The sequence below is a fragment of the Synechococcus sp. CBW1004 genome, assembly GCF_015840715.1.
Lineage (GTDB): Bacteria > Cyanobacteriota > Cyanobacteriia > PCC-6307 > Cyanobiaceae > Cyanobium.
Genome location: NZ_CP060397.1, coordinates 2,291,043 through 2,314,531 on the forward strand (window position 1 = coordinate 2,291,043; position 23,489 = coordinate 2,314,531).

26 protein-coding genes and 1 tRNA gene are annotated in these 23,489 nt (G+C 64.6%); 12 read left to right on the plus strand and 15 right to left on the minus strand.

Annotated features, from left to right (window positions below):
- Window positions 1-83: 83 nt before the first annotated feature.
- From H8F25_RS10875 to psbO, 4 genes are all read right to left on the minus strand, one after another.
- On the minus strand, window positions 84-791 hold the full coding sequence (locus tag H8F25_RS10875) for a bifunctional 4-hydroxy-2-oxoglutarate aldolase/2-dehydro-3-deoxy-phosphogluconate aldolase (RefSeq protein WP_197210427.1): 708 nt from the start codon (window positions 789-791) through the stop codon (window positions 84-86).
- A gap of 183 nt (window positions 792-974) precedes the next feature.
- Entirely contained in the window at window positions 975-2,819 is a 1,845-nt protein-coding gene (ftsH3, locus tag H8F25_RS10880; protein WP_197210428.1) for an ATP-dependent zinc metalloprotease FtsH3, read from the minus strand.
- Window positions 2,820-2,912: 93 nt separating this feature from the next.
- Window positions 2,913-4,088 carry a sulfate adenylyltransferase gene (gene sat / locus H8F25_RS10885; RefSeq protein WP_197210429.1) on the minus strand — a complete coding sequence of 392 codons (1,176 nt, stop codon included), beginning with the start codon at window positions 4,086-4,088 and terminating at the stop codon, window positions 2,913-2,915.
- Window positions 4,089-4,381: 293 nt separating this feature from the next.
- Window positions 4,382-5,203 (minus strand): photosystem II manganese-stabilizing polypeptide, encoded by an 822-nt coding sequence (psbO, locus tag H8F25_RS10890; protein WP_197210430.1) that lies wholly within the window; start codon window positions 5,201-5,203, stop codon window positions 4,382-4,384.
- Window positions 5,204-5,315: 112 nt separating this feature from the next.
- Here psbO and H8F25_RS10895 point away from each other — a divergent pair, with 112 nt between their 5' ends.
- On the plus strand, window positions 5,316-5,741 hold the full coding sequence (locus H8F25_RS10895; RefSeq protein WP_231596776.1) for a hypothetical protein: 426 nt from the start codon (window positions 5,316-5,318) through the stop codon (window positions 5,739-5,741).
- Window positions 5,742-5,890: 149 nt separating this feature from the next.
- Here H8F25_RS10895 and H8F25_RS10900 read toward each other — a convergent pair whose 3' ends face one another.
- Window positions 5,891-6,160: a DUF2555 domain-containing protein gene (locus H8F25_RS10900; RefSeq protein ID WP_197210431.1), complete on the minus strand. Its 270-nt coding sequence runs from the start codon at window positions 6,158-6,160 to the stop codon at window positions 5,891-5,893.
- Between the two features lie 69 nt (window positions 6,161-6,229).
- Here H8F25_RS10900 and H8F25_RS10905 point away from each other — a divergent pair.
- The 4 genes from H8F25_RS10905 to H8F25_RS10920 all read left to right on the plus strand — a co-directional run bounded on the left by H8F25_RS10905 (window position 6,230) and on the right by H8F25_RS10920 (window position 7,657).
- Window positions 6,230-6,302 (plus strand) — tRNA-Ala (locus H8F25_RS10905).
- 111 nt (window positions 6,303-6,413) lie between these two features.
- Window positions 6,414-6,587: a PCP reductase family protein gene (locus H8F25_RS10910; RefSeq protein ID WP_370525728.1), complete on the plus strand. Its 174-nt coding sequence runs from the start codon at window positions 6,414-6,416 to the stop codon at window positions 6,585-6,587.
- 63 nt (window positions 6,588-6,650) lie between these two features.
- Window positions 6,651-6,848 (plus strand): hypothetical protein, encoded by a 198-nt coding sequence (locus tag H8F25_RS10915; RefSeq protein ID WP_197210432.1) that lies wholly within the window; start codon window positions 6,651-6,653, stop codon window positions 6,846-6,848.
- Window positions 6,849-7,309: 461 nt separating this feature from the next.
- Complete coding sequence (locus tag H8F25_RS10920; RefSeq protein ID WP_197210433.1) at window positions 7,310-7,657, plus strand: DUF565 domain-containing protein; 348 nt, start codon at window positions 7,310-7,312, stop codon at window positions 7,655-7,657.
- Between the two features lie 7 nt (window positions 7,658-7,664).
- Here H8F25_RS10920 and H8F25_RS10925 read toward each other — a convergent pair whose 3' ends face one another.
- The 3 genes from H8F25_RS10925 to H8F25_RS10935 all read right to left on the minus strand — a co-directional run bounded on the left by H8F25_RS10925 (window position 7,665) and on the right by H8F25_RS10935 (window position 10,580).
- A complete protein-coding gene (locus H8F25_RS10925) occupies window positions 7,665-8,702 on the minus strand; it encodes an aspartate carbamoyltransferase catalytic subunit (protein WP_197210434.1) in 1,038 nt (345 codons plus the stop codon).
- Between the two features lie 26 nt (window positions 8,703-8,728).
- Complete coding sequence (locus tag H8F25_RS10930) at window positions 8,729-9,376, minus strand: DNA-3-methyladenine glycosylase (RefSeq protein ID WP_197210435.1); 648 nt, start codon at window positions 9,374-9,376, stop codon at window positions 8,729-8,731.
- A 67-nt stretch (window positions 9,377-9,443) separates the two neighbouring features.
- Window positions 9,444-10,580: an ATP-binding protein gene (locus H8F25_RS10935; protein WP_197210436.1), complete on the minus strand. Its 1,137-nt coding sequence runs from the start codon at window positions 10,578-10,580 to the stop codon at window positions 9,444-9,446.
- 106 nt (window positions 10,581-10,686) lie between these two features.
- Here H8F25_RS10935 and H8F25_RS10940 point away from each other — a divergent pair, with 106 nt between their 5' ends.
- The gene (locus H8F25_RS10940) at window positions 10,687-10,962 is read left to right on the plus strand and encodes a BrnT family toxin (RefSeq protein ID WP_197210437.1); all 276 of its coding nucleotides are present in this window, start codon (window positions 10,687-10,689) and stop codon (window positions 10,960-10,962) included.
- Window positions 10,963-10,964: 2 nt separating this feature from the next.
- Window positions 10,965-11,252, plus strand: coding sequence for a hypothetical protein (locus tag H8F25_RS10945; RefSeq protein ID WP_197210438.1), 288 nt, complete (start codon window positions 10,965-10,967; stop codon window positions 11,250-11,252).
- 416 nt (window positions 11,253-11,668) lie between these two features.
- Here H8F25_RS10945 and H8F25_RS10950 read toward each other — a convergent pair whose 3' ends face one another.
- The 3 genes from H8F25_RS10950 to H8F25_RS10960 all read right to left on the minus strand — a co-directional run bounded on the left by H8F25_RS10950 (window position 11,669) and on the right by H8F25_RS10960 (window position 12,967).
- Window positions 11,669-11,938 carry a Txe/YoeB family addiction module toxin gene (locus H8F25_RS10950; protein ID WP_197210439.1) on the minus strand — a complete coding sequence of 90 codons (270 nt, stop codon included), beginning with the start codon at window positions 11,936-11,938 and terminating at the stop codon, window positions 11,669-11,671.
- Window positions 11,925-12,200, minus strand: coding sequence for a type II toxin-antitoxin system Phd/YefM family antitoxin (locus H8F25_RS10955; protein ID WP_197210440.1), 276 nt, complete (start codon window positions 12,198-12,200; stop codon window positions 11,925-11,927). The genes H8F25_RS10950 and H8F25_RS10955 overlap by 14 nt, the downstream gene beginning before the upstream one ends.
- A 317-nt stretch (window positions 12,201-12,517) precedes the next feature.
- Window positions 12,518-12,967 (minus strand): type II secretion system protein, encoded by a 450-nt coding sequence (locus tag H8F25_RS10960; protein ID WP_197210441.1) that lies wholly within the window; start codon window positions 12,965-12,967, stop codon window positions 12,518-12,520.
- 493 nt (window positions 12,968-13,460) lie between these two features.
- On the opposite strand from H8F25_RS10960, the gene H8F25_RS10965 reads away from it, so the two are divergent.
- On the plus strand, window positions 13,461-15,683 hold the full coding sequence (locus tag H8F25_RS10965) for a methyltransferase regulatory domain-containing protein (RefSeq protein WP_197210442.1): 2,223 nt from the start codon (window positions 13,461-13,463) through the stop codon (window positions 15,681-15,683).
- Between the two features lie 137 nt (window positions 15,684-15,820).
- On the opposite strand, the gene H8F25_RS10970 is transcribed toward H8F25_RS10965, so the two are convergent.
- From H8F25_RS10970 to H8F25_RS18040, 3 genes are all read right to left on the minus strand, one after another.
- Window positions 15,821-16,570 (minus strand): hypothetical protein, encoded by a 750-nt coding sequence (locus tag H8F25_RS10970; protein ID WP_197210443.1) that lies wholly within the window; start codon window positions 16,568-16,570, stop codon window positions 15,821-15,823.
- 222 nt (window positions 16,571-16,792) lie between these two features.
- Complete coding sequence (locus H8F25_RS10975) at window positions 16,793-18,754, minus strand: hypothetical protein (RefSeq protein WP_197210444.1); 1,962 nt, start codon at window positions 18,752-18,754, stop codon at window positions 16,793-16,795.
- 153 nt (window positions 18,755-18,907) lie between these two features.
- Entirely contained in the window at window positions 18,908-19,339 is a 432-nt protein-coding gene (locus tag H8F25_RS18040; RefSeq protein WP_304623254.1) for a prepilin-type N-terminal cleavage/methylation domain-containing protein, read from the minus strand.
- A 185-nt stretch (window positions 19,340-19,524) separates the two neighbouring features.
- Here H8F25_RS18040 and H8F25_RS10985 point away from each other — a divergent pair, with 185 nt between their 5' ends.
- Window positions 19,525-20,820 (plus strand): sensor histidine kinase KdpD, encoded by a 1,296-nt coding sequence (locus H8F25_RS10985; RefSeq protein WP_197210445.1) that lies wholly within the window; start codon window positions 19,525-19,527, stop codon window positions 20,818-20,820.
- A 28-nt stretch (window positions 20,821-20,848) separates the two neighbouring features.
- Here the strand turns inward: H8F25_RS10985 and H8F25_RS10990 are convergent, their stop codons facing one another.
- Window positions 20,849-21,544, minus strand: a complete 696-nt coding sequence (locus H8F25_RS10990) for a response regulator transcription factor (RefSeq protein WP_197210446.1) — start codon at window positions 21,542-21,544, stop codon at window positions 20,849-20,851.
- Window positions 21,545-21,878: 334 nt separating this feature from the next.
- Here H8F25_RS10990 and H8F25_RS10995 point away from each other — a divergent pair, with 334 nt between their 5' ends.
- From H8F25_RS10995 to H8F25_RS11005, 3 genes are all read left to right on the plus strand, one after another.
- On the plus strand, window positions 21,879-22,694 hold the full coding sequence (locus H8F25_RS10995; protein ID WP_197213758.1) for an ABC transporter permease: 816 nt from the start codon (window positions 21,879-21,881) through the stop codon (window positions 22,692-22,694).
- Window positions 22,695-22,794: 100 nt separating this feature from the next.
- Window positions 22,795-23,016, plus strand: a complete 222-nt coding sequence (locus H8F25_RS11000; RefSeq protein ID WP_197210447.1) for a hypothetical protein — start codon at window positions 22,795-22,797, stop codon at window positions 23,014-23,016.
- Between the two features lie 118 nt (window positions 23,017-23,134).
- Entirely contained in the window at window positions 23,135-23,323 is a 189-nt protein-coding gene (locus H8F25_RS11005; RefSeq protein ID WP_231596777.1) for a hypothetical protein, read from the plus strand.
- Window positions 23,324-23,489: the final 166 nt, after the last annotated feature.

A 23,489-nucleotide genomic window follows, 5' to 3' on the forward strand; every position in this document is an offset into this window, starting at 1 on the left:
TCCATGGCCTGATCTGCTCCTGAAGGCAAACGACAACTGAACAGCGACACCCAGGGGCCGTTGTCGAGCAGCAGCGCCATGCTTCAACGCGCGCCGAAGCCCTTCAGATGGGCTGGATTGGAAGACAGATCGGCCGGGGCTCGCTCACAGCAGCCCACCAGATCGCCGGCGTCAGGGGCTGTGCCCAGCGCCGCCAGCAACTCCAGCCAGGGTTCCTCCTCCAGGGCCCCCAGCCCTGAGCCCAGTGCCACCGCATCCACGCCGGCCTCCAGCCAGGGCCGCACATCGGCGGACGTGAGACCGCCGGCGGCGATGCAGAACGGCAGTGCTGCTCCCAGGGGCCCCCGCAGGCGCCGCCAGTGGCCTGGGCCGACGCTCACCGCCGGGAACAGCTTCACGATCGCGCAGCCGAGTTGCCGGGCGTGGTGCACCTCGCTGGGGCTCATCACACCAGGCACGAGCACCAGATCCCGGCGGGCCGCCTCCTGCTGCAGGGCCGGATCGAGCACCGGGGACACCGCGTAGCGGCAGCCGGCTGCGGCGGCCTCCACCACCCCCTGCGGCTTGCAGACGGAGGCGGCTCCCAGTTCGAGCGCGGGAAACCGCTGGATCAGCTCCGCCATCTGCTCAGCCCAGCCCGGCCGCTGCTGCCAGGCGATCTCCACGTGGCGCAGCCCCAGGGCCTGCAGGCGCTTCAGAGCGGGCTCTGCCTGCAGTGGGTCGCCGGGGCGCAGCACGATCAGCAGCGGCTGCGCCCGCAGGGACTGGATCAGAGACTCGGCGCTGGGCATCCCTTCATCCTGAAGCGCCGGGGGCCTCTGGAGCGCACGCATCCGCGTGAGGCCTGTCCATGGTGCGCGTCTCACCCGCTCATGGGAGGGCCGGCCCTGCCAAAACAAGAGCCCCCAGGAACAGGCCTGGGGGCTTTGCCATCAAAGGCGGGGCGGTGGTGCCGGCGCCGACTCGGCTCCGCTTCAGACGTAGCTGGCGACGCGCACGTCGCGCTGGATCAGCAGCTCCTGCAGCTCCTCGGCGTCGACGGTCTCGCGCTCCACGAGCATCTCGGCCAGCTCATCGAGCACGGGGCGGTTGCCGGTGAGCACCTCGGTGGCGCGGCGGTAGGCCTCGGCCACCAGCTGGCTCACCTCCTCGTCGATGGCGGCGGCGGTGTCCTCGGAGAAGTCGCGCTCAGCGGCGATGTCGCGGCCGAGGAACATGCCGCCCTGACTGCGGCCGAGGGCCACCGGGCCGAGCTTGTCGCTCATGCCGAAGCGGGTGACCATCTGGCGGGCGACGCGGGCCACCTGCTGCAGGTCGTTGGAGGCGCCGGTGGTCACCTCGTCCTCGCCGTAGACGATCTCCTCGGCGACGCGGCCGCCGAGGGCGACGGCCATCTGGTTCTGGAGATAGGCGCGCGAGTAGAGACCCGACTCCATCCGCTCCTCGGAGGGGGTGAAGAAGGTGAGGCCACCGGCGTTGCCGCGCGGAATGATCGAGATCTTCTGCACCGGGTCGTAGTCGGGCATCAGGGCGCCGACGAGGGCGTGACCGGCCTCGTGGTAAGCCACCAGGCGCTTGCGGCGCTCGCTCATGACGCGGTCCTTCTTCTCGGGGCCGGCCATGACGCGCTCGATCGCGTCGTTGACCTCATCCATCGAGATCTCGCTGAGCTGGCGCCGGGCAGCGAGGATCGCGGCCTCGTTGAGCAGGTTGGCCAGGTCGGCGCCGGTGTAGCCGGGGGTGCGGCGCGCCACCTTGTCGAGGTCGACGTCCTTGGCGAGGGTCTTGCCGCGGGCATGCACGCCCAGGATCTGGAGGCGGCCGGCGTAGTCGGGGCGGTCGACGACCACCTGGCGATCGAAACGGCCCGGGCGCATCAGGGCCGCGTCGAGCACGTCGGGGCGGTTGGTGGCGGCCACGATGATGATGCCGCTGTTGCCCTCGAAGCCGTCCATCTCCGTGAGGAGTTGGTTGAGGGTCTGCTCCCGCTCGTCGTTGCCGCCGCCGAGGCCGGCGCCGCGCTGGCGGCCGACCGCGTCGATCTCATCGATGAACACGATGCAGGGGGCGTTCTTCTTGGCCTGCTCGAACAGGTCGCGCACGCGGCTGGCGCCGACACCGACGAACATCTCGACGAACTCCGAGCCGGAGATCGAGAAGAAGGGCACGCCCGCCTCACCGGCGACGGCCTTGGCGAGCAGGGTCTTGCCGGTGCCGGGAGGGCCCACCAGCAGCACGCCCTTGGGAATCTTGGCGCCGACGGCGGTGAAGCGATCGGGGTTCTTGAGGAAGTCGACGACCTCGGTGAGCTCGAGCTTGGCGCCCTCGATGCCCGCCACATCGCCGAAGGTGACCTGGGTCTGGGGCTCCATCTGCACCCGCGCCTTGCTCTTGCCGAAGTTCATGGCGGGGTTGCCGCCGCCGCCCTGGGCGCGGCGCAGCAGGAAGAAGAGGCCACCGAGCAGCAGCAGCGGGAAGATCAGCGAACCGACGGCCTGCTGCCAGGCGGCCGGCTCACGGCTGGGCTGAACGGCGATGTCGACGTTGTGCTCGGTGAGGATCTTGAGCAGGTCGCGGTCGGGGGCGAGGTTGACCAGGGCGCGCTGGCCATCGTTCTCGACCACCTGAGCGGTGCCGCGATCGGGCGAGATCAGCACGCGGGAGATCTCATTGCCCTGAACGGCCTCGATGAAGTCGCTGTAGCGCAGGGTGCGCGGCGCGTTGGCCGGGGCGGGACGATCGAGGAAGGCGGTGCCGACAGCCAGGAAGACGATCACCAGCAGGACATAGAGCCCTGCGTTGCGCCAGCGTTTCTTCACGGGGCGGTCTCCGGGGTGAGAAGGAAGTTACGTAACGTTAACCGAGCTGCAGGGCAGGGCGGCGCACCGGCCGCTGCCCCGGGCTCCTGAGTCTCAGGCGGCGGACCGCAGCACCTCGACGACGCTGCGGAAGGCGAACCATTCGGGGATCTCCTCGCCGCCGCGCAGCATCTGGCGGAACTGGGTGCCGCTCAGCTTGCGCACATGCAGGCCGCGGGCCTCGGCGTGCTCGGCGGTCACGTAGCCCTCCTCCTCGGTGTAGACGAGGTTGAGTGAGGGCACCGTCTCCATGCCGAGTTCGGGGGCGTTGTCACGGGCGAAGTCCTGGGCCTCGTAGGGGCCGTAGAAGTCGTCGCCGGTGAGGCTCGATTTGCAGCCGGCCATGTCGCGGCCGATGATGAAGTGCGTGCAGCCGTAGTTCTTGCGGATGATCATGTGCTGCAGCGCTTCGCGCGGGCCGGCCATGTGCATCGAGTAGGGCAGGTAGGCCCAGCGGATGCGCGGGTTGTTCACCTCGGCGGCCAGGCGCTCGTAGGTCTGGAAGCGCACCTCGCCGGCGATGTCGTCGTCCTGGGTGGGGCCGCAGGTGGGATGCACCAGCACCACGGCTCCCTTGCTGACGTTGGTGGCGTCGAGGGCGCGGGTGAACAGCTCGTAGTGGGCCCGGTGGATGGGGTTCCGGCACTGGAAGGCCACCACGTCCTCGCGGGCCGGCAGGGTGGAACGCACCTCGGCCGGGGTGCGGCAGGGGAAGACGCGGCGGGGCAGCTCGAGGCCCTGCACCCGGCCCCCGAGATAGATGCGGCCGCGCTCGGTGGCGATCATGCGCACGGCCGGGTGCTCGAGTGAGGTGGTGCCGTAGCAGCCCTTGGCCTCCTTCACCTTGTCGGGTTCCCAGCGGCTCTCGACGGTGAACACCGCCAGCTCCTGGCCGCGGTAGGTGAGCAGCAGGCGGTCGCCGATGGCGATGGTGGCGTCGTCGGTGTCGAACACGATCGGGAGGCCGAACAGCAGGCCGCTGCTGGTGCGATGGCCGCTCACCACCGATTCGTAGTCCTCCTGATGCATGAAGCCGCGCAGGGGCGAGAAGCCGCCCACCACGAGGAGCTCCACGTCACAGGCGTTGCGGTCGGAGCATTCGACGCGCCGGTCGATGCCGCTGCGGACGGCGTCGCGCTCCGCGTCCGGCACCATCAGATCCACCAGCACACCGCCGTGGGGAGCGATCAGACCCGTGGCGGCGGTGGGACTGGCTTCGGCGAGGGACATCGGAAGACGCGGCAGCGAGCAGTCGGGGGATTCTCCCAGACCGGACCACCCGGAAGGGGGGCTGACACCGCCGGGGTAGGGGCCGCCGCCGGCTTCGGGACGCCTGGTGCGGGCAGGCTCCGCTGAGGGGAGCTCCCTTGAGGACCGGGGATGTGCCGGCCCTGGCCGCCCTGCTCACCGGGGATGGCCGGGCTCGGGCAGCCCACTGGAGCGCTCGCGGCTGCGCCATCAAAAAGGGGGCCTTGCGGCCCCCGGAGGATCTGCCGTTCTGGCGGCAGCCGTGGTGGGAAGGATCAGGCCTGGTCGAGGCGGCCGTAGAGCTCACCGGTGATCTTCACGTCGAGGGGATCCTTGGAACCCATGTCGGTGTCGGAGGGCTGAATGGCGGTGAACACGCCGGCGAACTCACCGGTGGAGCTGTCCACCTTGGTGATCGACAGCTCCATGGTGCCGGTGCCGTCGACATAGCGCTTGATGTTCTCGCGCTCGATGCCCTCGCTGTCAGCGCCGAGGCCCACCAGGCCCTGGGCGTACTCGACCCCGGTGGTCAGGCCGCGGGCCTTGGGATCGAGGAAGTTGGAGGTGCGGTAGCTGGGAACGCGGTAGGAGCCGCTGAAGTCGGTGCTGGTGGAGAGGGCGGCGCCATCCGCGGTGGCGTTCAGCTGCTTGCTGGAGAACACGAAGGGCACCTCCTCACCTCCGGGGAGCAGCACGGTGACGAGCTGGAAGTCGAGACCACCCTGCTCCTGGAAGGTGATGCCGTCGCCCTGAACATTCAGATCGCCGTAGACCTGGTCAAGAGCGGTGGTGTAGCGGGTGAGGATCTTGCCGGCCACGAACTGCGCTTCCTGGCGCTTGTTGGCAGGTTCACCCTTCACGAACACCTCGGAGGGGTGGAGGCACAGCTCCCGAAGCTGATACTTGCCGCCGGTGTTGAGGGCGATGGAGCCGCGGGCCGAATCCGGCAGGGTGGGGCAGTTGTTCGCCAGGCCGGTGTTGTGGATGTCGTCGTAGGTGAGGTTGCCCCGATCGACAGCCTTGGCCCCGCCGCTGCATGCGGTCACCAGGGTGAGACACAGGGCCAGCACCAGGGCCAGCAGGGGACGAAAACGCATGGGGAGAAGCCGCAGGGACGGAACGGGAACTGGGCTGGCCGGGATCCTACCGGTGGCAAACCGCCAGCCCAGAGTGCTTGCAGCCCCTCTCAACATCCTGTATGAGAGTGCGATGAGCCAGAGCACTCCCCCCGCCATCCCGTCCGGTCCGGCCGGCGCTGAAGCGTCTCAGAGCACCTCTGAGCAGGTTGCCGCGCAGCCGCTGCCCGCAATCGCCCAGCCGCTGTCTCAGCTGGAGGAGGCGGCCCTGGAGCTGGAGGGTCAGCCGGAGGCTCTGCTGGCGCTGCTCCGCAGCCTCGAGAAGCTGCACCGCTCGATTCAGGACGGCCCGTTCCGCTCCAGCCTGCCGGCGGATCGCAATGACCTGTTCCGGCTGCTGTCGGAAATGGAGCGCAGCGGCGGCTGGCCCTACATCCCGCGGCTGCAGCTGCGCACCTTCCTCGATCTGCTCAGCCAGGGAGCCGGTGCCGAAGCCCTGGCCGAGCTCGAGGAGGGCCAGCAGGGTGGGCATGGAGCCGCCCCCCGGCTGGCGGCCTGAGCCACCACCGGATCCACGGCCCCATTCGCTGATTGAAATGGCCGGCTTCATTGCCCCCACGCCTCTCCTTTGGAGGTCGGTGGGTTCGCCGCAGTCAGTGCCCGCCTGAGGGCTCGCCTGCGGCAGCAGCCCGCAGGCCTACATGGATGTCAGTCCTCGTCGAAGGGCTCCTGATCCACCAGATGCACGTAGGGGGCGGCGAGATCGGGGCGGTGAATCGCCAGGGCCCGCAGCAGGTGCCAGTCGTCGAGACCGGCGAAGGGGGTGGGGTAGTCGTCCTCCTCGAGGCGGCGGGCGAGCTCCGCGGCCTTGGCCTCATCGAAGCTGGCCAGCAGCTCCGGGGAGATGGCGGTGGCGCGCCCGTTGTCAGTGGTGCGGCCGTCGGCCGTGGCGCCACCGTTGGAGGAAGGGGAACCCATGGGTCGGTTGCAGGAGCCGCCACCGGCTGAGCCGGAGGGAGGGGGAGGGAGCAATAATGCACCCACCAGGGGGAATTAGCTCAGCTGGTAGAGCGCTGCGATCGCACCGCAGAGGTCAGGGGTTCGAGTCCCCTATTCTCCATTTCCGCCTACGCCAGCTGGGGTTCCGTCTCTCTGCCGGCCCCGATCTGCCTCCGCAGGCAGGTGCGCCTCCGGCCGCCCTGCGATTGTCCATGTGCTGTGTTGTGATCCGATGAAGCCCGCGATCTCCTGGAGCGATGAGGCCGAGCAGCTGCTGCGGGAGGTGCCGTTCTTCGTGCGGCCTGCGGTGCGGCGTCGCATTGAATCCCTGGCGCTCGAGGCCGGCGAGGCTGTCGTGGATGCCGACTTCTACCGCCGGGCGCGCGACAGCTTCGGCCGCAAGTAGGGGGGGCGGTGGCACGCGATGATGTAAAAGGGTGATCTGAACCGTCAGTTCCGTCCCTGATCGATGTCGCAATCCAAACGAGAGCAGGTGGTGAGTCACCTGCGCTACATCCGTCAGGAGTTGCGCGAGATGCATCAGGGAGTCATGGAAGACGGTCTGCTGCCCGAGGCGGGTGAGGTGCGTGGCGTGATGGCCCAGATGGAGGCCCTGCTGGAGCTGCTGGAGGGCAAGGGCAGCCGCAAGAAGGATGGCGATCTCTGAGGCGTGAGCACCTGGGCAACCGGGATCGGTTCCCCTTCTCCTGAGTCTCAGGGCGAGGCCGTCAAGGGGTTCCCAGGACGATCCAGATGGCGGCCCGGCGCACTTGCGGCAACCTGCAGCCGTTGGTTCCCTTGTGTCGTCCCCATCACCCGGCCCCGGCCCCTGGCCAGGGCTTTTTTATTGGCATCCCCTATCTGTGGCGTCCAACCACTGCCAAGACGCCAGAGATGGTGTAAACAAGAAGTGCAGGGCGCGGGCCGGGTGATGGGGATCACCGCCTGGGCGTCCTGGCCATCGGTTGGTCCGCCTTCCGATTGTGCCAGGTTCCGGGATGATGGCCGCCCTGCACCCCACCCTCGCGATGGTGTCGCTTTCAGGCTGGTCGATCGGGAGCCTGTCTCAGGCGCCCTCGTGCGTTGTGCGGCTCCCCGGCTGAGCCTCTGTCTGCATCCGACGGTTCGGTGACGCCCTCCCCCCGCTACCAGCAGACCCGCTTTCAGCGCCGCATCGCCGCCGCCGGTGCAGGGCTGGAGCGCTGGGCCACCAACCCCTGGCGCCGGGCTTCGCTGCTGCTGATCGTGCTGCTGGGCGGCTTCGTCATCGGCGGCGGCCTGGGCACGATCACCGGCGCCCTCAGTGAGATCGATCAGATCTCGGCGATGGTGTGCGTGCTGCTGCTGGAGGTGGCGGTGCGGCTGAGGCGGCAGCTGCTGCAGCGCCCCGGGGATCGCCTCGGTCTGCAGCTGCTCGACATGACCCGGATGGGCGTGCTCTACGGCCTGGTCGTCGACGCCTTCAAGCTGCTCTGAGGTTCCCTCAGGCGAGCTGGCCCCCATCGCCGCCGTCGCGGGTGGCCATCAGATAGAGGAGGGCCATACGCACGGGCACGCCATTGCGCACCTGTTCGTCCACGAGGCTGCGCTGCGGATCATCGAGCAGGCGGCCGGCCAGCTCGACGCCGCGGTTCACCGGACCGGGATGGAGCACCGGCACCGGCCTGCCGCAGAGGGCGAGCCGTTCGTGGCTGAGCCCGTAGAGGCGGTGGTAGGTGTCGAGGCTGGTGAGCAGGTGCTGCTGCATGCGCTCCTTCTGCAGGCGCAGCGTCATCACGGCGTCAGCGCCGGGCAGGGCGTCCTCGAGGCGGCGGCAGAGGTGCAGCTGGCCCCGCTGGGGCACCGGATCACGCTGCAGACCGGGCGGCGGGGCGTCGAGGAAGGAGGCGAAGGCCTCCGGCAGCAGCGTCGGCGGGCCGCAGAACACCACATCGGCGCCGCAGGCGGTGAGTGCCCAGAGGTTGGAGCGGGCGACGCGCGAATGCAGGATGTCGCCGACGATGACGATGCGGCGGCCGCGCAGGGCCTCCGGCGTGGGAGCGTCGGGCTGGAAGTGGCGGGCCAGGGTGAACAGATCGAGCAGGCCCTGGCTGGGGTGGCTGTGTAGGCCGTCGCCGGCGTTGAGTACCGACACCGAGGTGCCCGCGGCCTCGAGGGCCAGGGCCAGGCCGCGGGGCACGCCGGCGCAGCGGTGACGCACCACGAGCAGGTCGGCACCCATCGCCACGTAGGTGAGGGCGGTGTCGAGCAGGCTCTCCCCCTTGCTGAGGGCGCTGGAGGCGGGCGAGAAGGTCTGCACATCGGCGGAGAGGCGACGGGCGGCCAGCTCGAAGCTGCTGCGGGTGCGGGTGCTCGGCTCGAAGAACAGGGTGGTCATCAGCCGTCCCTGCAGGGCCGGCAGCTTGCGGGCGCCGGAGACGGGCAGGGAGCGGAAGCGCTGGGCCAGCGCCAGCACGGTGGCGAAATCACCCTCGCTGAAGGCCGCCAGATCGATCACATGGCGGTGACTCCAGCTGCTCAAGGGCCTGCGGCGGTGCTGTCGGCACGCTAAGCCTCACCCGGCGTCCAGGCCTCCTGGCGGCTGGGGGTGCGGTCGCCGGGGGCGCGGCGGCTGACGGAGCGGCTGGATCGCAGGTACCAGCGCCAGGGCAGCTCCTGCCCCTGGCTGATGCCGATGCGGCCGGTCTGCACCAGCGGCGGCTGCGGTGAAGACTCGAGCCGATGCTGCAGATCGGCATCGCGGGGCGCCAGCCAGAGCCCTTCTGAGGGATCTACCCCACGGGCGTCGTGGGAGCGGTCGATGCCGAAGCGGCGCGCCAGCAGGGCCGGGCCGGCCGCCACCCGCTCGGGCTCCCCGGGCAGGCAGGCGGCGCGCAGCAGCACGCCATTGGCCCAGTCGTCGCGGCCCGTCACCACATTGACGCAGTGGTGCATGCCATAGCTCACGTACACATAGAAGCGCCCGGGCGGGCCGAACAGGGTTTCATTGCTGGGCGAGCGGCGGCGATGGCCGTGGCAGGCGGGCTCGCTCTGGCAGTAGGCCTCCGTTTCCACGATCACCCCCCAGAGCAGGCAGCCATCCGCCAGGCGCCGCACCAGCCGGCAGCCGATCAGCTTCGGCGCGACGTCCTCGGCGGGGCGGGCGAAGAAGGAGGGGGGCAGGGGCTTGTGGATGGCGCTGTCGGTGGACGTCATCGACACCAGGCTGGCAGCACCATCCGCCGGATGTTGCGGGCGACCTGACCGGTCGACGTCCGGCGGCTCAGGGACGCAGCTGCCTCAGCCAGGGCTCGATCGGCTCGCAGCGGATGCCATCGATCAGCAGCGGTTCCGGGGCGAAGGACAGCAGGAGGCATTCGGCCTCGGGATAGTCGTCTCCGAAGGCGCGCAGGCCCGCCAGATCGCGCCTGTCGATGCGGTGGCTGCGCTTCACCTTGATTGCCCAGAAGCGGTCGGGGCCGTAGATCACGAAATCCACCTCCAGCCCGGCGCGGGTGCGCCAGAAGCTGAGACTCTCCCCCCGCCGCCGCAGCTGGCAGAGGGCCCGCAGGTGCTGGGCGACGAGCGTTTCCAGGGCCAGACCTTCGATCTCCTGCGGGGCGTCGAGAGGGCCACGTGGCCGCAGGGCGCGGTAGATGCCGGCATCGACATAGAAGAACTTCTGATGTTGCACCAGCTGCCGCTGGGCCCGGCGTTGAAAGACGGGCACCCGGAAGGAGAGCAGCAGATCTTCCAGGATCGTCAGATAGCTTTCAGCGCGCTTGCGGGGGATTTCGGCCTCGCGTGCGAGGGCGGCGAGGTTGAGCTGGCTGGCCTGGGAGAAGCTGATCACCTCCAGGAAGCGGCCGAAATCGCCGATCTGGCGCACCAGCGCCTCGGCCTGCACCTCTTCCTGCAGATAGAGCGAGGCGTAGGCGGCGAGGCTGGCCTGGGGATCCGCGGCCTGCCAGATCAGGGGCACCAGGCCGATCTGCAGAGCCCTGGTGAGGTCGAAGGCCGAACCAAGTTCGGCGGCCAGGAAGGGCGGCATGGACGCCGACACCAGGCGACCGCCGAGCAGGTTGGCGGCGCCATGGCGCAGTTTGCGGGCGCTGGAACCAGTGAGCACGAAGCGCAGCGAGGGGCGTTCCTCGATGAGCGAATGCACCACATCGAGCAGCTGGGGGGCCTTCTGGATTTCGTCGATCACCACGGTGTCGGCCGCGGGCATGGCGTCGAGTCGCTCCCGCAGCCGCTCGGGCCGGGCCTGCAGGGAGCGCAACACCTCTGGCGCCAGCAGGTCGAAGCGCAGGGCGCCTGGGAAGACCTGCCCCAGCCAGGTGGACTTGCCGGTGCCCCGCGGCCCGAACAGGAAGAAGCCCCCGGCCGGAGGCTGCAGAAATCGCCGCACCACCGCCATTTCCGCAGCCGAAATGGAGTTTTCGGTGCCAGTTTAGGGGTGCTGCCGGCGCCTGACGGGAGCAGGCCTGATGACATCAGGCAGACAAGCTGACTAGGCTGAGCCCATGGGCCCTTTCATCTGGAGCCATGAAAAGAACGCGTTGCTCATCGCTGAGCGGGGCGTCAGCTTTGAGGCGGTGGTGGCGGCCATTGAGGCTGGTGAGCTGCTCGACGTGCTCGCTCATCCCAACCCCAAGCGCTACCCGGGTCAGCGCATCCTGGTGGTGCGTCTCCATGACTACGCCCACCTCGTCCCCTTTGTCGAGACGGCCGACGGTCTGCTTCTGAAGACCATCATTCCCAGCCGCAGGGCAACCCGTCGTTACATCTCAGAAACGTGATCATGCAAGCCACTCCCAGTCTTGAACCCGAAGAGCAACAACTCCTCGATGACTTTGAAGCCGGTTCACTGCATTCCGTTGCCTCACCGCAGTTGCTCACTCAGTTGCGAGCCGCAGCTCGATCCACAGGCCAGAAAGACGTGCGCATCAACATCCGTTTATCCAGTCCCGACCTTCAAGCCCTACGGGCGCGCGCCCTGCAGGAGGGAATTCCTTATCAAACACTGATCAGCAGCGTGTTGCACAAGTACATCAGCGGCACACTCAGAGAGGAGCCCGCGCCAAGGTAGCCGCAGCCCCAAACCCTTTCACATCCAAGCCGGAAGGCACCCTGAGACTGATTGCGGCACAGCATGTTCGGCTCATCAATCGTACTTCCCCTCTCCCCTCGGCTGTCAGGGCGCCACTTGGAACCTGGCAATGATTGACAATGCCAAGGTGGGAAGCATCCCACTTTCGACGAAAGAGTCAGACAGCCAGGAGAGCATTGAGGCGGGCCTGCCTGAAAGCCGGAATCTCCAGCCGCTGCGCCAGGCAACTGGTGGGCCTGCTTGGAACGAGAAAAGATGCTCCAGCCCTACTCATGGATCGGCGGCGACCACGATCAAAACAACGAAACCGGCACTTTCAGGCATCCCTGGGGCCAGCGCCACAGCTGTAGGGGCCAGCGCCAAGTTGGATGGCGGCAGAACGCATCCTGCTAGCTTCAGCGGTAGTGGTAGCGACAGGCCAGGATCACCAACAGTGAGGCTTCCAGGCGATAGACAAGCCGGTGTTCGTCATCAATCCGGCGGGACCAGCAGCCGGAGAGATTTTCACGCAATGGCTCCGGTTTGCCGATGCCTGTGAAGGGTTCCCGCAGGCAGGCCTGGATCAGCTGGTACATCCGACGCAACTGTTTGCGATCCTGACCCTGCCAGTACAAGTAATCCTCCCAGGCTGCCGGAGTCCAGGCCAGGCGCTCAGCAGTTGGCATCAGCGCGATCCGGTTCCCACAGAGGCTGCTCCAGCAGTTCACCGTGTTCGGCCTGCTCCAGGGAGCGCTGCAGATGAGCTGCGTTGGCGGGAGAACGCAGCAGATGCACGGTCTCCATCAGGCTGTTATAAGTGTCGAGGGACATCACAACCGCGTCCTTGGCGTGGCGTCTGGTGATCAACGTGACATCGGCGTCGGCGACGACGCGATCCAGAACGGTTTTGAAGCTCTCGCGAGCCTCGGAGAAACTCACAACCTGCATGCTCTTTGTCCAGCTGGTTGTACAACAGTCTAGCGTGGTTGTGAGCGGTGCTCTGGAGGTGCTGAGGACAAAGCGCGACTTGGGGCGCCTGGAAAGACCTGCGCCAGCCAGGTGGACTTGCCGGTGCCCCGCGGCCCAACAGGAAGGAGCCCCAGGCTGGAGGCTTCAGGAATCGCCTGACCACCGCCATTTCCGCAGCCGAAATGGAGTTGACGGCGCCAATTTAGGGGTTGTGCCGTATGCCTGATGAATTCCCCGGAGGATCAAAGGCATGGCAAGCCGGGGGGCACTCTGGGCGTGATCGTGAAGCGCCTGGCTCAGTCTTCGAAGAGGCAGCTGAGCGTGCTGTCGGTGGTGATCGTGAAGGTGGCCTTGCTCGAGCTGAGCGTGCTTGTGCTGCTCAGGCAGCGAATGCCGCTGGCGCGGGCGCTTCCCCAGGAGGCCTGCAGCGTGGCGCCCTGGTTGGCGGCCGTGCAGCCCTGCAGGATCTCCACGCCGCCCCGCTCCGGGGAGACGGGCGGCGGGGTGGGAGTCTCGCTCAGGCCTGATGCGTTGAGCGTGGCACAGGCCCTGGCGAAGCCCGTGAGCTCACCCACCAGGGAACCGATCAGGGCAGCGTTGCGGGTCTGCTGGTAGAGGGGGAAGGCCACGGCCGTCAGCACGACAAGAATCGCTGACGTGATCATCAGCTCGAGAAGCGTGAACGCAGCGGCACCGTTCCTGCCCACGGCGGCACCAGCCTGCTGGAGGCGACGAGGGGCATTCACGGTGGCCAGCGTCTTGCCGATGTTTTTGCGATAATCCTTACTCCAAGCGTACTCTGCCTATGGCCAGCGTCAATCTGATTGTGATGTAGGGAATGCTTGTTCGCGTGCCAGCGCCTCAAAAACCGGGCAATGATGGCGGCCGGCTGGCGTGCTGCCTTTTGAGTGATCAGATCGGGGGCGTCGAACTCGGCCGGGAGGGCGAAGCAGGTTGGGGAGATCCGATGGTGTCATCGATCGCAAGGCCGCCCAGGTCATCAGCTGACGGCATGTGGCTGTGGCGCACTGGAGCATCTGGCGTGACGTCATATCGAGAGATCTTGCAACGGGTTTATCCAGTTGAGCCTCTTTCCTGCAGATGCTCCACATCTCCTGTGAGGGCTTGCAAGCCTTCTGCTCCTTGCCTGCGCGCCGATGACAGACAATGGTTCCCTGGATGCACAAGGGGGCGCAGGAGGCTTATCGTAAGCAGATCAATGCTTCGCGCTGGCCCTTCATGACTCGTCGGCTGCATATCGGTGGCACGGTTGCCCGTGAAGGCTGGGAAGTTCTGAATGCCATCCCAGCGGAATGGGTGGACCATGTGGGCAGGGCCGAAGACCTGTCTCGCTTTGCGGATGGCACGTTCGCCGAGGTGTATGCGTCCCATGTTCTGGAGCATCTGGGCTACCAGTCGGCCTTGCCGGCTGCCCTGGCTGAATGGCAACGTGTTCTGGCCCCAGATGGCCGCCTGATGGTGAGTGTTCCTGATCTGGACACACTCTGTGAGCTTTATTCCAGTCGCGAAGCGCTGACCTCTGAACAACGCTTCGCTGTGATGCGCATGATGTTTGGCGGGCAGATCGATCAGTATGACTTTCACTGTGTGGGGCTGAATGAAGAGCTGTTGACGTCTTATCTCTCCAGTGCAGGTTTCAATGAGATCAGGCGGGTGAACGATTTCGGCCTGTTTGACGATTGCAGCACCCTGGTTTTTGCCGGCCGGCCGATCAGCCTGAATCTTGAAGCGCGCAAGAACCGCGCTGGTCAGGAGGGTTCCGTCGTGCAGCAGAAAAGCGCGGCGACTGAGGCACCCCAGCCCCAGCGTGCCGTCCCCGCAGAACTGAGAATCGGAGGATCCAGCTCCTGGGGCGGTGGCTATTACACCGGCCTCACCTACGGTTGCTATAGCTTCCGCGAGCTGGCGCCTAACTGGATTGATTTCGCCCTGCTCAGCCAGCGGCAGCGGCCGCCCCGGGTAGGTGGTGAAGGCAGCCCGTTTCACTACTTGGAGCTGGGCAGCGGCATGGGGCTCGGCCTCTGTCTCCTGGCCGCGGCTTATCCGGAGGGACAGTTCATCGGCATCGACTTCCACCCCAGCCATATCGCCCACAGCCAGTGGCTGGTGGCCGAGCTTGGCCTCAGCAATGTGAGCTTCCACGAGGCCGATTTTCTGGAGCTGGCGGCGGATGATGCCCAACTTCCCTTTGCTGCAGACCTGCACTTCCACTATGTGGTGGCCCATGGGATTCTCAGCTGGATCGCACCTGAAGTGCGTACTGCCCTCCTGCAGCTTTCCGGCCGGCTGTTGCGCTCCGGCGGGGCTTTCTACTGCTCCTACAACACTTTCCCGGGCTGGCTGGATCGCACGTCCTTCAAGGCCCTTGCGGATCTGGAGCGGCAACGCCTTGGTGCTGCCAACGTGATGCAGGCCATGGAACGGGCGAGCTCCAGTCTGGGCATGCTGCTCCAGCATGACTCTGCGCTTGGCCGGGCTCTTCCCCTCCTGGCCAATCAGATTGGGAAGATCAACACCATCAACCGCCCTGACTATCTCTGTGGCGAGTACGGAGCTGAGCATTGGCAGCCCTTCTACGTGGGCGTGGTGCATCAGCTGGCCGCCTCCTACAAACTCAGCTATGCCGCCTCTGCCAGCCTTCCGGATAACTTTCCCTCTCTTCTACCGCCCCCGGTGGCGGCGCTACTCTCAGCCGAGGGCGATCCCACCATCCGCCAAGCGCTGCAGGATCTGGCCATCAACCAGAGCTTCCGCCGCGATCTGTTCGTGAAGGGTCCGTTGCCACTCACTCGCGCGGCCCAGGAGCAGCGCCTCTCTGAGCTGCGGCTGCGCAGCTCTGGCAACGGCGATTCGCGCTCACGGTCAGCAGACTCCGGTGGCCCCGACCGAATCGAGACCAACCTGGGTGGAATTGCTGATCACAGCGGCAGCCTGCAGAAGCTGGAGGCGCTGCTGGCCGCCCAGCCTTCAACTCTGGCCGAGCTGCATCAGGCCATCGCTATTCCGCCTGAGGAGCTGGTGGTGTTGACCAGCCTGCTGCTTCACGCCGATCGGATAGGCCTGGACCGGGGTACGGCAGCTACCGCCGCCATCTCCGCTTGCCGCGACGTGAATGCGCGCCTGATGGCCTTGATGCAGGGTGGTCACAACCTGGGATATTTAGCTGCGCCCGCCGTGGGCCATGGCGCCCAGCCCTTCAGCCTGATCGATGCTCTCATCCTTGAGGGGCTGCGGCAAGGCCTGGACGGTGAGATCCTCAGCGGCTGTGTGCTCCTCGGGTTGCAGGCCACAGGCGCAGAGCTGCGTGGTCCCGATGGGGACCCCTTGAATGTGAATGATGTGGCGGACTGCACGCAACACATCAACCGCCACATCGGGCGCTTCCTCAGCGCCACCCTGCCGGTCTTGGTACAGCTTGGGATGATTGATTCTCCCAACTGAGAGGAATGCTGGACGATGAGGGGTCAAGAAGTCTTTCGACCTTTGAAATGACCTTCCAACAGCGTTTTCGATTGCGGGACGTTAATTCTCTATTAATGATAAGACGAATCTCCTTGATGTCTCACCAGTATTCTGGCTTAATGGCGTGCCGTGAATGGTGCAAAGCCATAAGATCTCTCCTGATAGTCGCTGTCGCCAGGCTCATTCTTGATCAGCAGTGCGCAATTCTGCCCAAAGGTCACACTGCTGATCATGCGCGCAGTCGCAGGATCCAAGCCGGCCAGTAGCATCGAGTATTCCAGGAGATTTCTGTCTTCCTCGGAAAGATAGGCGCGATTAACATAATCTATGGTAAGCTTAAGCGCCTCGATTGCCGACCATTTAGAAAAAAGGCCAGCGCGTATCTGATAACCGTAGAGATTGCCAGCCAGCCAGTAGGACGTTTCGATGTCTTCAATGATGTAGAAGCCTCCGGGTTCTAGAATCGTTTCAAAGAGTACGCTCAGAGTGCTCAGTTGATGGCGAGGCAGGTGGGAGCCATCATCAATGACAAGCCGCACAGGACTGGGCGCACTGCGCAGGGCTGCCTGCAATTGGTCGGGCTGATCCTGATCCGCCTGGATCACGACGTAGCCCTCACCCTCTTGACTGACATCCCGGTCGATGCAGATCAGGAAGGCATGCGGGAAGAGCCCCCTCCAGAGATGAATGCTGGCACCATCTCCAAACCCGATCTCCACGATTGTGAACGGCTCTGCGCCACTGAGCTGGGCCAGCACAAGCGGATAAAATCGCTGATAGCCGTGGACAGCGGCCTTGTCTGTACCACAGGCATTGGCCAGATCAGCGAACGTCGAACGCTTGATCGGAGGTGGATGGGGGGGCATCGATAAGAGGAGTGTGCGTTTACCGATGAGACTCTATCCATTGTGGCACTTGAGGAGACACTGGGGACACCCCTCTACTCGGTCCCAAGATTGCCTTTTGATCGCGCAAGCGGGACGTGCTCGCAAAAGGGAAGCAGATCTGCCACTGCTGATTTGAAGCATCAGCCAATCGTTCTTGATTGTGTTTATGGTGCAAAGACTTAACCGGGAAATGCCCGAATTTCAATTATTTGCCTTGACTAGTTCACTGCAAAAATCTTCAAAGCTTCGTATGAATGTCTGGTCGTCATAGAGGCGATGTGCTGCTTCAATGAGCTCATTTTTTAAACGCGTCCGCTCGACTGGATCCCTGGCGAGCTGCAGGGCGATCTGAATGTACTCATTGATGGAGCTGGCTATGGGGGGATTTGAAATGCCCAGATGGCGATAAATCGCAGATGTCGTGGAGTCTCTGAGCCTCTTGCCCTTGAAACATATGGTGGGTGTCCCCACATACGTGGACATATAAGCAGTGATTCCCGCCCCGTAATAGGGCGTGTCCAATAGCAGATCGAAGCAATTGCATAATGACAAGAAATCGGCAGCGCCGCACTTGTTGATCAGGATGGTCTTGCTGGCTGCTGTTGGAGCTCGCCGCTGTATCCTCTCCAGGAATTCCCTGTCGAGGCCGTCTGTGCCTGAGCTCATGAAGGCAAAATAGGCCTCGGGCATGCCGCGGGAAATCTTTTCGATCATGCAGTCGAGATCGGGGTGCACCTTGCCGAGGGTTTGGGTGCAGCCAAAAATGAAGATATCATCCGGAAGCATAAAATACGCTCTCTCAGTGATTCGTTCTTTGTATCTATAATATAGCAAGCTGCGAGGGAAGCAGCATGGAAGGCCTTCAAGTCGCGCCAGTTTTTCGGTATATTCATCCTGATGATCATCTGTTTCGATCCAAGCACTTGTTAAATAATAATCAATAGATTGAAGGCCTGTCGTGTGAGGCAGGCCCCAGCCGGTGATCTGTATCGGACATGGCCTCATATTGGGAATCAAGAAGTCGAATGGATCCATGCCGATATCTGTGAAAAAGAGAATATCCAGGCTTAAGCTTCTTATGGTTGCGCAGGAAAAGGATAAAGAGCTATCGAGGTAAATGACCTCGTCGGCCAGACTATTGATTGATTGTTGCATCTCATCGGCTATGGTTTCATGTCTGTGTATGACCACAACGGAAAAATGAGAGCGATCGATATACATAAAGTAGCCCATAAAAGCCTGCGTGTTGCTATGCGAGTAGAAATATCGGGACAAAAAGCCGATTCGTATCTTCTTATTTATGACTCGATTTCCTGGGCTCCTCGGTTGTGAGGCCTGAGGGTCTGGCTTACCGATTAAATGAAATGACTCAGTGATTGCCGCTGCATCGTTGAAGGCATCCTCCAGGTAAGGGGTAAAGGCATCTGTGAGCGCTGACATATACTCACCATAAATTAAACGGAGATTAAAGGGCGAATAGGCGATATGGAACGCATAGGGAACCAATGCATACTCTCCGGAAATATGCCATGTTTCACCGGATGCTAGATGGGAGCGGATGGCTTGGGCCGACCAGGCTAGCTTTGCGGCCATCGCGTTCGCCGTACGTCCATCTCTGGCAACTCTATTGCAGCGATTGTGGGCATTGAGAAAAAAGATGAGATTATCAGGCTCAAGAATGTGAGCCTTTGCGTATGCTAATGCGCATTCGTCAGATTGAAAAGCGAGATGACAGGCGCGTCCCTGCCAATCATGGTAGAGTGCTGAATCAGGCGAGAGAGTTGCCAGCTTCTTGGCTATTTCTGAGGCCGAGTCGTATGCCTTTGCTTTCATGGAACATGCATAGGCTAATGTCCATGTATTCAATTCATTCGGGAAGGATGCGAGCCTTCTCTCTATGATCTTGCGAGCTAAATGCGGCTTCTCCGCGTCTAAAAGCTCTGTGGCGATTAGCAGTTGAGCGTTGGCCGAGTGATTGAGTAAAGTCGATATTCGTAGAAGGGTCTCACCTGGGGAGTCTATGCTCTGTTTGACGAATCTCAATAAGCTTTTGATCGCAATGGCAGAATCCGTTTCCTTGATTACTTTTCTATAAAGTCGCCAGGCTGCTTTCAGGTTTCCTCTTTCCGCTTGCGCTTCAGCAGCCAACAGATCTTGATCCATGCGTGCTTCGTGGTATACAGCTCTTTGTGACTTGCTTGTCTTGCGATTGAAAATGCTTTGTTTAAATCATTAAAAATCCCCCCAATAAAAATTGGAGGGATGGCAAAATTTAAAGGGCTATAAGATTCTTAGTTGTTTTGGGTTTTGCTATGCTCAGCTGAAAGCGCAAGAGAGTGCGCCGTTGTCCGCAATTGTGATCGTGGCCTTGGTGTTTGCTGCTGCTGATGTGGCTCCAAGGCAGCGGAGGCCATCAACCCCAGATGTCCAGGTGCCCGACACTACCGTTCCGCCGCCGGAGGTGCAAGTTTCGCCGCTCGGTGCGGAGCCAATGTCAGATGCGGCCAAGGTTCCGCATTCCTTGGCTTTGCCGATCGCTTCACCGATTGCAGCGCCGGCTGCAGCTGCGTTCCGTGCCGTCAGGTACTGCGGTAGAGCCACCGCCGACAGAATACCGATCACGGCAACCACGATCATCAGCTCCACCAGGGTGAAGCCTTCGGTGCCTTTGCGGCGCTTGCGCTCGGCGAGGTGCATGAGCAGGCGTGTCCGGAAGGAGGCCTGGGCTCGCTTCTGAGTCAGGGTCATGATGTGGGGGATCCCTGGGGGGAGCTCGGATGGAAAGGGATGCAACCTTTATAGCAGGCTTTCGGGGAGCCAGGCAAGAATCTCCTGAACGCAGGCTTAAAAAAGCTTCAGATCTCTCTGATAGCCTGGCTCGCTGGCTTCCCCGGGGCCCTGCCTCGCTGCGGCTGCGTCTGCAGGCGGCCACTGTGCTGGCCGTCCTGGCCGGTTACACGGCCCTGGTGCTGCTCTCGCTCAGTCTGGACCGGATCAGCCGCCGCCAGCAGCACCAGCAGCTGGTGGAGCGGATCGGCGTGGCGTTGATCCAGCAGCCTGCTCCCACTCAGCCGTTCCCCTCCGCGGTGCGTGCGCTGCTGCAGCCCGGCACCGAGCTGAAGCTGCTCCCCCCCGGCTCGGAGCATCCGCCGCGGCTCCGCTGGGAGGGGGAGCGTGCGCGGCTTGAGAGCATCTCGCCGCTCACGCTGCGTGACGGGGTGCCGCGTGCGCTGCTGCTGCGGCAGGACGTGACCGACTCGGTGTCGCAGCAGAAGCTCTCGCTGCAGCTCCTGGCGGCGGCCGCCGCGGTGTCTGCCCTGATCACCTGCCTGCTGCTGCGTCTGGTGCTGCGCTTCGGCCTCGCCCGGCCCCTGCGCATCCTCAGCGATCAGCTGTCTGCCTATCGCTCCCTCGCCAATCCGCCGCCGCCGCTGGACGTGGAGCGCCAGCCCGATGAGCTGCGGCCGATCGCCGCCACCTTCAACGCCATGCAGGAGCGCCTCACCGCCTCCTGGGAGCGGCAGCGCACCTTCGTCGATGGGGTGGCCCACGAACTGCGCACCCCGATCACCCTGATCTCCGGCCATTCCCAGAGCCTGCAGCGTCAGAACACCACTCCTGCCCTGGCCCCCTCGCTGGCCCTGATCACCACCGAGGCCCGGCGCATGGGCGCCATGGTGAGCGACATGCTCGATCTGGCCCGCAAGGATGCCGGTCGCCTGCACCTGCGGCGTCAGGCGATCGACGCCGAGGATGTGCTGCTCGACACCTTCGAGCGCCTCTCCCCCCGGGCGGAGGGGCGCCTGCGCCTGCAGCCCCCTTCGGAGGCCAGCGCGCTGCCGCTGGCCGCCGGTGATCCGGAGCGGCTCGCCCAGTGCCTGGTGGTGCTGATCGAGAACGCCCTCAACTACAGCCCTGCGCCCTTGCCGGTGCGCCTGTATGCCGAGGCTCGCGATGGGGTCGTCATCCTGCATGTGAGCGATCGCGGCCCCGGCGTGCCCCTCGAGGAGCGGAAACTGATCTTCGAGCGCTTCGCCCGTGGTGGTGCCGCCGTCAACACCCGCGGCAGCGGCATCGGGCTGGCGGTGGTGCAGCTGCTGATGGAAGCGATGGGAGGCCGGGTGCTGGTGACCGACGCGCCGGAGGGGGGCGCCGATTTCCAGCTCCATCTCCCCGTCCACGACGAGCAGCCGGAAAGCCCGGGTCTCGCGGCAGCCGGGGGGGCGTGATCCAGGGGGCTGTGTCGCCAGCCTGTCGTCAGCGCGGCAGCCCCTCCTTGATCATGAAGCCCACCCCCCGCACCGTCTGAATCAGGGTCGGGCTGCCGGCCGGTTCAAGCTTCTTGCGCAGATAGCGGATATAGACATCGAGGAGGTTGTCATCGCCCATCCAGTCGGTGCCCCAGAGGGCATCAAGGATGGCCCGGCGTTCATGCACTTGATGCGGCTGGCGCAGCAGATAGAGCAGCAGATCGAATTCGCGCGCCGTCAGGTGAATGGGACGGCCGCCACGACTCACCTCGCGGCTGGCGGTGTTGACCATGAGATCGGCGATGCGCAGCACACCATCCTCACTGTCCTTGAGCCCGCTGCGCCGCAGGCGTGCCCGCACCCTTGCCAGCAATTCCTCGATCGAAAACGGCTTGGTGAGATAGTCGTCGGCGCCGGAATCGAGGGCCTCCACCCGCTCGCGCACCTCATCGCGCGCCGTGATCATCAGCACCGGCGTGCCGATGCCGCCCTGGCGCATGCGCCTGCACACCTCCACGCCGCTGAAATCGGGCAGTGTCCAGTCCAGTAGCACCAGGTCCCAGGATTCGTTGCGGATCTTCCCGAGTGCCTGCTGACCGGTGGCCGCCTCATTGCAGTCATATCCCTCCACCTTGAGCTCGGTGGTGAGGAAATGTCGCAGTTCCGGATCGTCGTCGACAATGAGAAGGCGGGCGGGACTCATGACGTGCTTGCAGGCCCGAGCCTGCGATGGAAAGGCGTGGATTCAGGAACAGGAGATGGGGTGAGGCGATCCTGATGATGGGTGCAGCAGCGGCTGAAAACAGGCTGATCTCGACAACCAGCGACAGATGTTCTGAGTTGACATCTGTCTGGCCGTTGAATGTGCCGTATCAGTTAGATCAAAGTTTAATGCAGCACACTCCGGCGTCGCGCCCTGCCTTGCCAGCGCTGCGCCCTGCCGCCTCCCCGGCCCGGCATGGCTGCGCTTGGATGGGGCGCGCCTCGAAGCCTGCCCCATGATCCTGCGCTGGCGGCCCCGCACGCTCTCCGGGCGCATGGCCCGCTGGGGGGTGGTGATCGTGCTGCTCTATGGCCTGGTGGCTCTGCTGACCCCGCTGCTGATCCACCTGGGCTGGCTGGCGGATCCCAACGCGGGCCTGGCCAATCCCATCTACGCCCCGCCCTCGCTGGCCCACTGGTGCGGCACCGATCGCCTCGGCCGGGATGTGTGCGTGCGCACCCTCGCCGGCAGCGGCGTGGCCCTGCAGGTGGTGCTGGTGGCCCTGGTGCTCGCCCTGCTGGTGGGGGTGCCGCTGGGCATGGTGAGCGGCTATCTGGGCGGTGGCGTCGATCGCAGCCTGGTGCTGCTGATGGACACCCTCTACACCCTGCCGGTGCTGCTGCTCTCGGTGGTGCTCGCCTTCCTGCTGGGCCGGGGCCTGCCCAATGCCGCCGCGGCGCTGTGCGTGGTGTACGTTCCGCAGTACTTCCGGGTGGTGCGCAATCAGACGGCCCAGGTGAAGGCCGAGCTGTTCGTCGAGGCGGCCCGCTCGCTCGGGGCCGGCCCGCTGTGGATCCTGCGCCGCTACCTGCTGCGCAACGTGATCACCTCGGTGCCGGTGCTGCTGACGCTCAACGCCGCCGATGCGGTGCTCGTGCTCGGCGGTCTCGGCTTCCTGGGCCTCGGCCTTCCGGAGACGATCCCCGAGTGGGGCGGAGATCTGCAGCAGGCGCTCACGGCCGTGCCCACCGGCATCTGGTGGACGGCCCTCTACCCGGGGCTGGCGATGTTCGTGCTGGTGCTGGGGCTGTCGTTTCTGGGTGAGGGGCTGGAGAGCTGGCTGGCCGGCCAGCCGGAGCGCAGCAGCTGAGCGGGGTTTCCTATCGGCCGGTCCTTCGGCGGCTGGGGCCATGGGCGGCGTTGGTGAGCCGGGCTAACGTCCCGGAAATGACATCGTCTGTGGGCTAAGGATGACCTGGTGGGGCGAAGTGCTGCTGCTGCTCCTGTCGGGTGTCCTCTGGATGCGGGGCATCTCGCATCGCGATGAGGTCTTCGGCCTGTTCTGCAAGTTTCTGGCGATCCTGGTGCTGCTGGTCCTGCTGATCGCAGGGCATTCCCTCCTGCTGGAGCTGCCTCTGCTGGCGCTGGCGCTGTGGCTGCCGAGCGCGGTGCGGTTTGAGAAGGAGGCCTGAGGACAGGGCACCAGCGCCCGGACGGCACCCTCAGCCTCCCGATACCCAGTCGCGATGACGCGACGCCGATCCCGAGCTGTGTCGCCAGCCCTCGCTACGGCGATCGCAGGGAAGAGCGATGCAGATGTCTCTGGCCAGCACTCCAGCAGCTCCACCTGCGTCTGTCGAGGCGCCGCTCTCGCTGCGTCTTTCTGCCGATCTGCGGCTTACACCCGAGCAGTTCCCCCTGGTGTGTGCCGAAAACCGCGAGGCGGTGCTTGCGCTGGCGGCTGATGGTCGCGTGATTGCAATGACCCGCCGGGAGTGAAACCAGCAGTCGTCACAGTGAGCCTTCTCATGGCGATCCACGTCGCTGGCCTGCTGGCGTTGGCGTTCGTGTGCCGTGGCGTCCTGGGAGCCGAGGCCGCCGCCTACCGCCTGTCGGATCGGCTTCGCTCGCCAGCTTGGCCCTCAGTCACTGGCTAAGCTGAAAT

Coding starts and splice junctions, on each gene's coding strand:
- H8F25_RS11000 (WP_197210447.1), top strand. CDS start 22,795: ATGACCTGGTGGGGCGAAGTGCTGCTGCTGCTCCTGTCGGGTGTCCTC.
- H8F25_RS10895 (WP_231596776.1), top strand. CDS start 5,316: ATGAGCCAGAGCACTCCCCCCGCCATCCCGTCCGGTCCGGCCGGCGCT.
- H8F25_RS10935 (WP_197210436.1), bottom strand. CDS start 10,580: ATGGCGGTGGTGCGGCGATTTCTGCAGCCTCCGGCCGGGGGCTTCTTC.
- H8F25_RS10915 (WP_197210432.1), top strand. CDS start 6,651: ATGTCGCAATCCAAACGAGAGCAGGTGGTGAGTCACCTGCGCTACATC.
- H8F25_RS10950 (WP_197210439.1), bottom strand. CDS start 11,938: ATGCCAACTGCTGAGCGCCTGGCCTGGACTCCGGCAGCCTGGGAGGAT.
- H8F25_RS10970 (WP_197210443.1), bottom strand. CDS start 16,570: ATGCCCCCCCATCCACCTCCGATCAAGCGTTCGACGTTCGCTGATCTG.
- H8F25_RS18040 (WP_304623254.1), bottom strand. CDS start 19,339: ATGACCCTGACTCAGAAGCGAGCCCAGGCCTCCTTCCGGACACGCCTG.
- psbO (WP_197210430.1), bottom strand. CDS start 5,203: ATGCGTTTTCGTCCCCTGCTGGCCCTGGTGCTGGCCCTGTGTCTCACC.
- H8F25_RS10975 (WP_197210444.1), bottom strand. CDS start 18,754: ATGGATCAAGATCTGTTGGCTGCTGAAGCGCAAGCGGAAAGAGGAAAC.
- H8F25_RS10910 (WP_370525728.1), top strand. CDS start 6,414: ATGAAGCCCGCGATCTCCTGGAGCGATGAGGCCGAGCAGCTGCTGCGG.
- sat (WP_197210429.1), bottom strand. CDS start 4,088: ATGTCCCTCGCCGAAGCCAGTCCCACCGCCGCCACGGGTCTGATCGCT.
- H8F25_RS10965 (WP_197210442.1), top strand. CDS start 13,461: ATGACTCGTCGGCTGCATATCGGTGGCACGGTTGCCCGTGAAGGCTGG.
- H8F25_RS10930 (WP_197210435.1), bottom strand. CDS start 9,376: ATGACGTCCACCGACAGCGCCATCCACAAGCCCCTGCCCCCCTCCTTC.
- H8F25_RS10900 (WP_197210431.1), bottom strand. CDS start 6,160: ATGGGTTCCCCTTCCTCCAACGGTGGCGCCACGGCCGACGGCCGCACC.
- H8F25_RS10955 (WP_197210440.1), bottom strand. CDS start 12,200: ATGCAGGTTGTGAGTTTCTCCGAGGCTCGCGAGAGCTTCAAAACCGTT.
- H8F25_RS10875 (WP_197210427.1), bottom strand. CDS start 791: ATGCCCAGCGCCGAGTCTCTGATCCAGTCCCTGCGGGCGCAGCCGCTG.
- H8F25_RS10995 (WP_197213758.1), top strand. CDS start 21,879: ATGGCCCGCTGGGGGGTGGTGATCGTGCTGCTCTATGGCCTGGTGGCT.
- H8F25_RS11005 (WP_231596777.1), top strand. CDS start 23,135: ATGCAGATGTCTCTGGCCAGCACTCCAGCAGCTCCACCTGCGTCTGTC.
- H8F25_RS10945 (WP_197210438.1), top strand. CDS start 10,965: ATGCAAGCCACTCCCAGTCTTGAACCCGAAGAGCAACAACTCCTCGAT.
- H8F25_RS10940 (WP_197210437.1), top strand. CDS start 10,687: ATGGGCCCTTTCATCTGGAGCCATGAAAAGAACGCGTTGCTCATCGCT.
- H8F25_RS10990 (WP_197210446.1), bottom strand. CDS start 21,544: ATGAGTCCCGCCCGCCTTCTCATTGTCGACGACGATCCGGAACTGCGA.